We start from the raw sequence: 7,740 nt of genomic DNA, 5'->3' as shown, positions 1-7,740 counted from the left end.
ATCGCCGGATTATCCATGATCTGACAGCCGTCCCTTATAGGATGCGGGTTCACTAGGCATCGTAGTGGAACATATTCTTACCGGGCCATACAACAAACCCACCAATAATTCAAGACGTCCTCCACGGGGCGCTTACCTTTTTCCGCCAGTTTCCGCTGGGCCTTGAAAAAATCGGCAGAGGAGTCACGCACACCAAAGGTTCCGCTCACCGCTTCGGCAACGGGCGACATCACGGTATCCAACGCTGCCCATCCCACTTGATCCGCCTGTCTTACGCCAGCCCAAAGTCCTTCAAAAACGGCAGTACCCGCGCCATCGAAGAAAGCCGCATCTTGCAGAGTGCCTGTACCAATGGGATGTTCCGCGGCGTAGGCCAGCGCTTTATTTTGTTGTGTCGGGCTAAAACCGAAATAGCTCATTGAGGATTGCCCTCCTCGCCAAAGCGGAGCTTTTCTGCGTCAATGTGCAACACCACCGGTCTGCCGTCTTTTCCCATAAGATAACCGCCACCCAGCTTTACCAGATACTGACTATCGCCATGGCTCTGTAAGCCGTATTGCCCCGGCGGCGCCTTGATCCCCTCAGCCAACACGTGCTGCTGCAAGGCAGACGCTACCGCCTTATCGAACTGGCTTTCTTACATCCCCCAGGGTAACAGCACGTCCCCCTGGCTTTTGTAGTTGTAAACGCCCCCGGTCGCCACATTTATAGCCTGTGTCCAAGTGTCTTTGTCGTATTCCCCTGAGACGTTCCCCTTGCGTGCCATGATGCCAACGTAATAATCCTTAGCGACTTCGTACGCCTGCGCTGCGCCTTCGGCACCCCCCGCAAAAGCCTTGCCTACCTTGTCGACAAACTCAGGGCGTAAATCTGTCTCTTTGGGCATCTCAATCCCGCGGGTTTTATTCTCGACCCCGTTGACGTTGGTCGTCCCGCCGACGCGAGCGTTGGCCCCCTCGATAATCGTTTTCGCTGCGTCATCCGGGGTGACCGTTAGATCGGAGCTCCACCACCAAACGCCCTCATTCCCTATTACATTACCGCTCTTTTCCATGATGGCACCGGCAACAACCGCCGACGGCGAGTAGCTGCTCACCTGCTGTAACGCGGCTGAGTACTGCGCCCCTGCCCCCCAGCCCCTGCCGCATCGCATCCAGGTAGGCCACTGACTGCGAAGCGGGGGCGGAACGCAACATTTCGCCTATCTGGGATGCTTCCGACCTGGAAAAAACGGCTAACGGGGTGCCATAATGCCGAGCGAGTTCAGGGGTTAAGCTCGCCCGCGCCGATAGCCCGGAGCGAAAGGAATCAAGTGTTTGCATATCAAGGGGGCCAATCTGCTTTTGCTCTGCGGCATATTGGATAGGATCTTGCATTCGCGCCCTGTTGACGTATTCAACAGCTTTTTGCAATGTCTCATGCCGTTTAGCCGCTTCGGCATAACCTTCTCTTGGCCCGGGTTCGCGCGCATTCAGCAACGCCTGCTGTCGCACCGGTGATAACTGCTGGACCGTTGAGATATCGCTACCTAGCTGTTGGGTATCGAGATAATTTGCATACTCTTTGTGACCGGTGTCATAGCCGTAAGCCCGGACGAATTCATCAGCGGAAAATGTTCGGGGATAATCCTTCCCTCGTAAGGCCGCGGCGGTGAAATCTTTCAGTTCGCCCTCTAATTCAACACGATATTCCCGTTGCAGCTGGCTGAGCTGCCCCTGCGCCACGCTGCGCAACCGGGCGAGTTGTACCGGATAACTGGGTCACGGCGGTAGTCGCGCCCGCCGCTCGCAAGTTGTTACCGTCCGGCGCGGATAGCGTCACCAGACCAAGCGCGGACATTGCTCCCGTTGAGATTTGTTCTTTGGAATAGGGGTTACCGCCATTCTCATGCTCGGTTATTCCCGCACACAGCGCGGTTAGCGTATTAATGTCCGTCAAATCAAGCCGCTTGTCGGCGGGAACTTTCAATGCATTAGAGACAGCGGCAATATAAGATGCCGTGTCGTTTTCATTCGGGGGGCCCAGCGTCCGATGATTTGCTCGACCGTGTTGTACCCACGGTTATTGTAGGCCAGCAGGTTTTTACACAAAGCGCGAAGGCCGTGCTCAGGCGTCGCGAATGACGCAAATCGTCCGTCGCCTTTGGTCTCCCCCTCCTAGGTATTTTCCGTGCGTACCAGATTCCCCGGATTGTTACTGCGCACGCCGACCGGCTCGGTTGCGCTGCCGCCGCTATAGCGCACCGCCCCCCCCGGCGTCTGAGGGCTCTCCCGCCAGACGGACAAAATCAGCGGGATTCGATACCGCGATATTCTGCGCGGTAGTAAACGCGGTTGTTTTGTAAGCGCCCCGTGGAGGACGTCTTGAATTATTGGTGGGTTTGTTGTATGAGACAGTAAACTTACGTTACACGCTTATGCTCATTGCATTTTCACATTATATTGATTTTAATAACTTTTATTTCCATCCCGGTTTGAGTGATATGAAATTAGTGGTTCTGAAGTTTGTGATAGTGTCCATTAAAATTTAAGTGGACACTATCATCGCCGGATTATCCATGATCTGACAGCCGTCCCTTATAGGATGCGGGTTCACTAGGCATCGTAGTGGAACATATTCTTACCGGGCCATACAACAAACCCACCAATAATTCAAGACGTCCTCCACGGGGAGCTTACATCTGGATCACCACGACCCGGAATTCATTCGCCGCTGTGAGCGCGTGCGGGGGTCGTTTATGTTGACCAGCGCGTTGTGCGGTCTCATCGTGGTCAGCCTCATCGCCCTGGCAATCTGGCACTGAATCGCAGGCAAAAAAAAAGACGGCCGATTGGCCGTCCTACCCTATGCGGTGGCGGTTAAATCAGTTTTAGCGCCAGCCAGTAGAGGCTGCCGGCCAGAATGATCGCCACCGGTAGCGTCAGCACCCAGGCCAACAGGATGTTTTTCACGGTCTTGCCCTGCACGCCACCGCCGTCCACCACCATGGTGCCGGTCACTGCGGACGACAGCACGTGGGTGGTCGACACCGGCATGCCGGTATAGCTGGCGACGCCGATGGACACCGCCGCGGTCATTTGCGCCGATAGCCCCTGGGCATAGGTCATGCCTTTTTTACCGATCTTCTCGCCAATGGTCGTGGCGACCCGGCGCCAGCCAACCATGGTGCCCAACGATAACGCCAGCGCCACGGCGATAATGATCCACATCGGCGCGTATTCCACGGTATACAGCAGATCCTGGCGCAGGTTCGACAGGAAGCGTTTATCCGCGGCGGAGGTTTCCGGCAGCTTCGCCACTTTATCGGCGGTATCAGCGATGCACATCAGCATGCGCCGTACGTGGGAGCGCTGATCCGCATTGAGCGTTTCGTAGCTGTCCAGATTGCCCAGCAGCAGCGAGGCGTGATTAATCGCGAACAATGCCCGCGACAGGTCGCAGTGAAAAACCTGCGTTTGGGGGGCGATTCCTGGATCCAGCATTTGGCCATTCGCCATCGGCGCGCCGCTGGCGGCGGGGGGAACGGCGGGGCCGCCAGGAGATGCGGCGCCGGGCAAAGGCGCGACGGGGGCGGGAATTTCCGCGGCCGGCACCGGCACCTCGTCCGGGCCGACGACGTGGGTGAATGCGCTGGGGTGCTGCGTGTAATACTGCTGCAAATGATTCACCGTATCGCGGGTGCGGCTAATGTCGTAGCCGCTGGTGTTCATATTGACCACAAAGCCCGCCGGCGCAACCCCTATTAGCACCAGCATGATAAGCCCGATGCCCTTCTGTCCGTCATTGGCGCCGTGGGAAAAACTCACGCCGGCGGCGGAGAAGATCAAGGCGATACGGGTCCAGAACGGCGGCTTACGCTTGCCGTCCTTTTTCTCCCGCTCCGCCGGCGTCAAATGAATTCGGCGGCGTTTTTTGGTGCTACTCCAGTAGCGGCGCAGGACGAAAACCATTGCGCCAGCCAGCACCAATCCCACCAGTGGAGAGATAATGAGCGAGAGGAAGATTTCAATCAGTTTGGGGATATTCAGCGCCTGCACCACCGAGCTATCGCTCACCAAAGCGTTGGTCAGACCGATGCCGATAATCGCGCCGATAAGGGTGTGCGAGCTGGAGGCCGGCAGGCCGAAATACCAGGTGCCGAGATTCCACAAAATAGCCGCCAGCAGCATGGAGAACATCATTGCCAGACCGTGGGCAGAACTGACGTTAAGCAAGAGATCGGTCGGCAAGAGATGAACGATAGCATAGGCCACGCTCAATCCGCCCATCAGTACCCCGAGGAAATTAAACACCCCGGACATGGCGACCGCCAGCTGAGAGCGCAGCGCGCGGGTGTAGATGACGGTGGCTACGGCATTGGCCGTATCATGAAAGCCATTGATGGCCTCATAAACCAGAACAAAGATTAATGCGAGCACCAACATTAGACCGGTATGGAATTCCAGACCGGTGAATAGATGTAGCATAGAGAGTTACGCCATTGTTTGGACATGAACGGCCGCATTATCTGCGACAAAAGTGCCAGGGGAAAAGGAAAATATGACCTTTTTTTAATAAACTTGCCGCCGACAAGCATGTACTACCCCCTATAAACTTTCAAATTCAGCAAGATACGCTTTTTTACCCAATCTAGCATTTTGTTACCATAGCAATGTGCCGCCCGCCCCATTACAATCGGGCCGCAGCCTTCGGCGCCCGCGGGTCAGGTCGTCCATTAAGAGTATAGGCAGAGTGAGATGATGGCAGAACAGTTTGAAGTGGTGGTCATCGGCGCCGGCGCGGCGGGCATGTTTTGCGCCGCCCAGGCGGGCCAATTGGGTCGCCGCGTGCTGCTGCTGGATAACGGCAAAAAACCGGGCCGCAAGATCCTGATGTCGGGCGGCGGCCGCTGCAATTTTACCAACCTGTACAACGAACCGGCCGCCTATTTGTCGCAAAATCCCCATTTCTGCAAATCGGCGCTGGCTCGCTATACCCAATGGGATTTTATCGATCTGGTGCAGCGCCACGGCATCGCCTGGCATGAAAAGACCCTCGGCCAGCTGTTCTGCGACGACTCGGTGTAGCAGATCGTGGATCTCCTGCTGGCGGAGTGCCGGCAAGGGCAGGTCACACTGCGTTTGCGCAGCGATGTGCTGTCGGTCACCCGTCAAAACGGTGGTTTTCTGCTGACGCTGTCGCAGGGGGAGATTTTCACCTCCGCGCTGGTTGTCGCCACAGGCGGCCTGTCGATGCCCGGCCTGGGGGCGACGCCGTTTGGCTACCGTCTTGCCCAACAGTTTGGTCTGGACGTCATAGCGACGCGGGCGGGCGTCGCGGTGCCGGCGATCGTCAGCGCAGAGGATGGCACCCGGTTTCGCGAAAATGTGCTCTTCACCCACCGCGGGCTGTCCGGACCGGCCATCTTGCAGATTTCCAGCTTCTGGCAAACGGGCGAGTTTTTGACGATCGATTTACTGCCGGATGTGGCGCTGCCGGACTTGCTGCGCGAGGAAACCGCCTCCCATCCCAACCAGAGTCTGAAAAATACCCTCGCGAAACTGCTGCCGCGCCGGCTGGTGAAATGTTGGTACCAGCTGCACGACATCCCGGATATTAGCCTGAAACAGCTGACCCCGCGCCATATCGCGCAGTGGGTATCACCGCTGCAGCAGTGGCGGGTCCAGCCCAACGGCACCGAAGGCTACCGCACCGCCGAAGTGACCCTGGGCGGTGTGGATACCCGTGGGCTGTCCTCCAAAACGCTGGCGTGCAACGCTGTGCCGGGACTGTATTTTATCGGCGAAGTAGTCGATGTTATCGGTTGGCTGGGCGGCTATAACTTTCAATGGGCCTGGAGCTCCGCCTGGGCCTGCGCGCAGGCGCTGGCCCGGGTTTAAACGCCGACTTTATAGCTATGAAGCCATGAAAAATGCCTGCCAAGCGCATTCAGTATGTGGTTACGTTCCACGCGCGCGGCCCCCTCAGGCAGATGCAGGCAATCATTGACGCTTTTAGATGATTTTTGAATCCGCTCAGCGCGTGCTTTACACTCCAGCTCAAAAGCTTCAAGCTTTGCTTGCACGGATGAGAGTGAGTCATTGTTGATAACATGGGCGACGGTGTCTTCAAACGAAGAAATCGCCCCCTGGCCGTGATGCGGCATCATACCGTGTGCGGCATCACCGATTAACACCGCGCGCCCGCGATGCCATGAGGACATGGGGTTGACCTGGAACATGCCCCAGCATTCAGCAAGGTTGACGTGCTCAAACAGTTGCCCGACCGCGGGATGCCAGTATGTAAACTTACTTTGGATGGCAGCGGCATCGGCGGGGACTCGCCAGGCGTCATGCTGCCATTTTTCCGGGCCATCCATGAAAACCACGATCGTCTGATAGGCAAAGTCTTTACCAATGGAAAAATTAAGTACGTGCATCCCATCGCCCATCCAGTCTGTAAAGGAATGAGGCTCGGGAAGACGGTCCAGGACGGCTGTCTTGGCCAGGCCGCGAAACGCGCTATTCCCGGTAAATACCGGACGATCGCCATCGCTTACCGCTTGTCGCACCACGGATTTGATGCCGTCAGCCCCCACCACCAAATCAGCGGTAGCCATTGTGCCGTCAGCCCAGTACAGCTTCGCTTCATCACCGGAATCATCTAATCGGGTTAGCTGTTTACCGAGCCGGATAGTCTCGCGGCCGACGACATCCAGCAGGGCGGCCTGAAGATCGGTTCTAAAAGCGCCATAATAGGGATAGCCGTATTCATTTCGGTACCAGTTATCACGTGCCAGCCGCTGGCAGGCCTCCACGCTGCCGTCTTCATTGCGAAAATAGGCCGCTTCCGTTTCGCATGACCGTTCGGCCATTGGGGACGCAATGCCCATCTCGTCAAACAGGCGTGTGCCGTTCGCCCAAAGAGAAATGCCTGCGCCGAGCTCGGTCAGCTCATTTGCCTGTTCATAGACGGACACCTCATGCCTACTGTTTCTCATCGCGGCGGCAAAGGCCAATCCGCCCATACCCGCTCCGATTACTGCGATTCGTGCCATCGGGAGTATTCTCCAGTCATTTTCGACAAAAGTGGGACGCCGGGTCATTCGGCGCAATAAAGCCTTATTACGATCCGAGGGAAAATTATCGGCAGGCGTAAGCCATTAACTATCGGCAACGTCCCGGATCAAGGCGCCCAGGGCAGGGAGCCTTATTGATCAGACGGTGTTTGTTTGCATTTTCCCCAGGAGATAAATATCTCTAAGACGGTAAAAATCAGCTTTGCCCGGGATAGGTTAAATAGCTCATGCCTGTTATCCATTCCGGCACGGATTCATAAGCGACATAATCAGGATGGGCCCCTTTCATTGCGCCCATCAGCGCTACCCAGTTTAGAGCCTCATGCCCACCGTAGCCGCCACACTCCTCCACTTCCTCATAGGTAAGGGCGTGCATATAGTCGATATCGCCAGCCTCGAAACGCTCCAGCATTTCGCGATCCCACTCTTCGTTGACCAGCGGATGGCTGTGGCCCAGGGGCTATTCCATTCTGCTCATCATATCAATCTCATAGTAAGTGCCCCGTGGAGGACGTCTTGAATTATTGGTGGGTTTGTCGTATGAGACAGTAAACCTACGTTACACGCTTATGCTCATTGCATTTTCACATTGTATTGATTTTAATAATTTTTATTTCCATCCCGGTTTGAGTGATATGAAATTAGTGGTTCTGAAGTTTGTGATAGTGTCCATTAAAATTTAA

Annotated in this window: 6 protein-coding genes and 2 pseudogenes; 2 read left to right on the top strand and 6 right to left on the bottom strand. The window is 56.0% G+C overall.

Annotation, left to right across the window (positions count from 1 at the left end; genetic code table 11):
• Positions 1-415 precede the first annotated feature (415 nt).
• Genes ACMX3H_RS06305 through ACMX3H_RS06295 form a run of 3 tightly spaced genes read right to left on the bottom strand, consistent with a single transcriptional unit; the run spans position 416 to position 1,733 of the window.
• Positions 416-604: a hypothetical protein gene (locus tag ACMX3H_RS06305; RefSeq protein ID WP_415210204.1), complete on the bottom strand. Its 189-nt coding sequence runs from the start codon at positions 602-604 to the stop codon at positions 416-418.
• 33 nt (positions 605-637) lie between these two features.
• The gene (locus tag ACMX3H_RS06300) at positions 638-1,054 is read right to left on the bottom strand and encodes a hypothetical protein (RefSeq protein ID WP_415210203.1); all 417 of its coding nucleotides are present in this window, start codon (positions 1,052-1,054) and stop codon (positions 638-640) included.
• Positions 1,038-1,733, bottom strand: a complete 696-nt coding sequence (locus tag ACMX3H_RS06295) for a hypothetical protein (RefSeq protein WP_415210202.1) — start codon at positions 1,731-1,733, stop codon at positions 1,038-1,040. Before ACMX3H_RS06295 ends, ACMX3H_RS06300 begins: the two co-directional genes overlap by 17 nt.
• A gap of 944 nt (positions 1,734-2,677) precedes the next feature.
• Here ACMX3H_RS06295 and ACMX3H_RS06290 point away from each other — a divergent pair.
• Positions 2,678-2,803, top strand: a pseudogene (locus ACMX3H_RS06290) (universal stress protein UspB); the annotation flags it as partial.
• Positions 2,804-2,858: 55 nt separating this feature from the next.
• Here the strand turns inward: ACMX3H_RS06290 and pitA are convergent.
• Positions 2,859-4,466 carry an inorganic phosphate transporter PitA gene (pitA, locus tag ACMX3H_RS06285; protein WP_415210201.1) on the bottom strand — a complete coding sequence of 536 codons (1,608 nt, stop codon included), beginning with the start codon at positions 4,464-4,466 and terminating at the stop codon, positions 2,859-2,861.
• A gap of 273 nt (positions 4,467-4,739) precedes the next feature.
• Here pitA and ACMX3H_RS06280 point away from each other — a divergent pair.
• Positions 4,740-5,879, top strand: a pseudogene (locus ACMX3H_RS06280) (NAD(P)/FAD-dependent oxidoreductase).
• Here the strand turns inward: ACMX3H_RS06280 and ACMX3H_RS06275 are convergent.
• Both ACMX3H_RS06275 and ACMX3H_RS06270 read right to left on the bottom strand, forming a co-directional pair.
• Entirely contained in the window at positions 5,876-7,036 is a 1,161-nt protein-coding gene (locus tag ACMX3H_RS06275) for an FAD-dependent monooxygenase (protein ID WP_415210200.1), read from the bottom strand. The pseudogene ACMX3H_RS06280 and the gene ACMX3H_RS06275 sit on opposite strands and share 4 nt — an antisense overlap.
• 217 nt (positions 7,037-7,253) lie before the next feature.
• On the bottom strand, positions 7,254-7,496 hold the full coding sequence (locus ACMX3H_RS06270; RefSeq protein ID WP_415210205.1) for a hypothetical protein: 243 nt from the start codon (positions 7,494-7,496) through the stop codon (positions 7,254-7,256).
• Between the last annotated feature and the right edge of the window lie 244 nt (positions 7,497-7,740).

It is taken from the genome of Sodalis sp. (in: enterobacteria), from assembly GCF_047607725.1.
Taxonomy (GTDB): domain Bacteria; phylum Pseudomonadota; class Gammaproteobacteria; order Enterobacterales; family Enterobacteriaceae; genus JBLKSS01.
This window is presented reverse-complemented; position numbering and strand designations above follow the sequence as displayed.

Coding starts and splice junctions, on each gene's coding strand:
- ACMX3H_RS06275 (WP_415210200.1), bottom strand. CDS start 7,036: ATGGCACGAATCGCAGTAATCGGAGCGGGTATGGGCGGATTGGCCTTT.
- ACMX3H_RS06300 (WP_415210203.1), bottom strand. CDS start 1,054: ATGGAAAAGAGCGGTAATGTAATAGGGAATGAGGGCGTTTGGTGGTGG.
- pitA (WP_415210201.1), bottom strand. CDS start 4,466: ATGCTACATCTATTCACCGGTCTGGAATTCCATACCGGTCTAATGTTG.